2 protein-coding genes are annotated in these 2,915 nt (G+C 37.3%); one reads left to right on the plus strand and one right to left on the minus strand.

What is annotated here, in order from left to right:
- Positions 1–198: 198 nt before the first annotated feature.
- Entirely contained in the window at positions 199–1,005 is an 807-nt protein-coding gene (locus ACUVXA_RS19030; RefSeq protein ID WP_445872868.1) for a hypothetical protein, read from the plus strand.
- A 3-nt stretch (positions 1,006–1,008) separates the two neighbouring features.
- Here the strand turns inward: ACUVXA_RS19030 and ade are convergent, their stop codons facing one another.
- Positions 1,009–2,757, minus strand: coding sequence for an adenine deaminase (ade, locus tag ACUVXA_RS19035; RefSeq protein ID WP_445872869.1), 1,749 nt, complete (start codon positions 2,755–2,757; stop codon positions 1,009–1,011).
- Between the last annotated feature and the right edge of the window lie 158 nt (positions 2,758–2,915).

Here is a 2,915-nt window from a genome sequence, read left to right on the forward strand (position 1 = left end):
TCAACCCCTACATAAGACAAACAACAACCAGAAAAACTACATACCTAAGACGGGGCCCCTCGTTTTTCAGTGAGACCCTTCTGGGTTCTATTCCTATTTAGAAAAAAATTTAAGATAGTAATTGTATGTGTCGGTTGGTAACGGTTGTGCAAAAATCATTCATATTCCTTTGAGAGGGTCTTTAAGGAGGTTACTGTAGTGCAGGAAGATTTTCAGGACGTTCTTAGTAATGATGAACAAAACGCTCACTCGAATAAGGATTATTTAAATCTAGATGATTCTCTATCTAAAATTCCAGTTTTGAGTTTTCCGGAGATTGAGGTTTTAGCACTTTTTGGTAGCAATGATGCCAAATTGAAGAAATTCTCTTTCGGTTTTCAGGGAATTAGACGATATTTGGATATTCATCAGCAGACACTTACTATTGCATTAAAAAGGCTTGTAAGAAAGAGAATAATTGCAAAAAACAACGACCAAGAATATTTTTTAACTAAGCATGGAGGAAACTTGGTATCGAACTTATTTAACAGGAGTGAGGAAGAATCTAATGATTCCAATTATTCGGAGCTAAATGAATTTCCCTCTTGTGAAATTGAGATGAAGATAAATCTTAAAAGGGAAGATCACAACAAAATCGCAAACAGACTTAAAGGAAAATGGTTCTCACACTACCGATATGTCGGAAGCTCCATTGGGGAAGATAAATCAATACTTGAATGGATCACTGATGAAGCTAATTATTCTGCTAGTGTCTGCAGTAATAACAATGGAGATATTAGAATAACTGTTTCTGCTCTCAAATTTTGTGATGGTCAGCGACTAAGAGAGGAAACAAGTAAAGTTTCACTATTTGTAGAAAAAAATTTGAGAGAAATTTTTGACCAATCTCCGATACTTAAAAGAAAAATTGAAAATGTCAAAAGTCAGCCCAGTTTAGATTCTACTTATTTAAACAATTGGATAGAACAGATTTATCAGTCTCAAATCCAGCAGAATTATTCCTAGAAGTTAAAATAGAACATTTGTTACCTCTTGATTTATTACGTCAATTAATCCTTTTTCCGTGATCTTTAACTCTGGGATAACGGGTAGAGATATGAAGGACAGGGTCATAAAGGGAGATTCGAGTTCACAACCCATCTCTATTACTGCCTTTTCTAGTTTTTTTCTTCTTTCTATGACTTTTTCAATGGGTTCTGTGCTCATAAGGCCAGCAAATTTTAATGTTAGGTGAGAAATTTTTTTACCCCTATTTACTACTACCATACCTCCCTGCATTTTTACTATTTCACTCACGGCTTTTGCCATGTCGTTCCAATTGGTCCCCACTATTACAATGTTGTGTGAATCATGAGCTACAGTTGACGCGATACTTCCTTCTTTCAAACCAAATCCTCTTACGAATCCCCTTCCAACCTCTCCTGAGGCGTGATGTCTCTCAACAACTGCTACCTGAAGAACATCTTTTTTAGGATCTGGTATGACATTGCCTTTTTCGACTTTAAGGTACTCAGTTTCCGAACTGGTGATAAGCGTACCTTCCGATACTCGAATTAACTTGACTTTTTGCTCGTTTTTATTAGGAGTTTTTATGCGAAAAGCATCTGGTTCTGGTATTTTCCCGACATTTACGCTGTTTTGGATTTCCGAAGAATACTTGTAATTTCTGATTTTAACCTCAAATCTTCCATCAACCACTATTGGAATTCCGGAAACAATTGTTGTGGTAACGTTCACTTTTTCTAGGTTATCTAGCAAAACTATATCTGCAATTTTTCCCGGTGTTATACTACCTAATTTATTATCTACTCCCAGATAACAGGCAGGATTAAGGGTTGCCATCTGGTATGCTCTTATTGGGTCTAATCCTTCCTCGATACACCTTCTTATGAGAAAATCAACTTCTCCCTGATCTTTTAAATCTTCAGGGCTTTTATCATCTGTAGCCAATAGGCAATTTCTGGTGTCCATTTTCATTTCAATAATTGGTTTAATTAGACTTGCTAAGTTTTTGGATGCTGTTCCTTCCCTAATCATTAGAAAGACGCCTCTTCTCAACTTTTCAACTCCTTCCTCTCCGGAGATAGATTCGTGGTCCGAGCGAATTCCGGTTGAGAAATAGGCGCAAAGCTTTTCCGCCCTAAGGCCAGGAGCATGGCCGTCTATTGCTCTGAATCTCTCTGCCGCTTTTATTTTGGCTAAAACTCCCTTATCGCAACTGAGTACCCCCGGGAAATTCATTACCTCTCCCAGACCCATTATCCCCTCTTCACGTGCCAGTTCTAAAATATCCTCGGTACTAATTACTGCTCCTGAAGTTCCCAACTTTGGAGAGGCGGCTGGAACACAGCTAGGTATCATAACAAATACCTTGAGTGGAAGATTTCTTGACTCTGCCAAGATCTCTCTTATTCCTTTTACTCCCCTTACATTTGCTATTTCGTGAGGATCCCAGATTACCGCAGTGGTTCCATGAGATAGGCATGCTCTGGTGAATTCTGTAATGGTGATCTCGCTGGATTCAATGTGTATGTGTGAATCAAAAAATCCAGGCGAGGCGAATTTGTCCTTTCCATTTATTATTCTTGTTTTTTCTCCTATAGTGTGAGAAGCATTACCTACTAATGCAATTTTATCGGTTTTTATAGCAATGTCTTCCTGTTCGATTTCGCCGGTACAAACATTAATTATATTTGTGTCTTTCATCACTATGTCTGCTTTTTTCTCTCCCAAAGCAGTTCTTATTATCTTTTCCATGACCAAGTCTCCTATATCAACTTCCATTATAACTCAATTAATGATGTTCAAATATAATTCGATTTATTGCATAATTTCAATAAAATTATTTGTGTATCTGCTATCTGTAGAAATCATAGACATTTGTCACCCCCCTCTTTAAATTTCTTTTCCGAGTT

This window comes from Candidatus Jordarchaeum sp., from assembly GCF_052745115.1.

Excerpts from the sequence above, each read along its gene's own strand:
- ade (WP_445872869.1), bottom strand. The coding sequence starts at position 2,757 with ATGGAAAAGATAATAAGAACTGCTTTGGGAGAGAAAAAAGCAGACATA.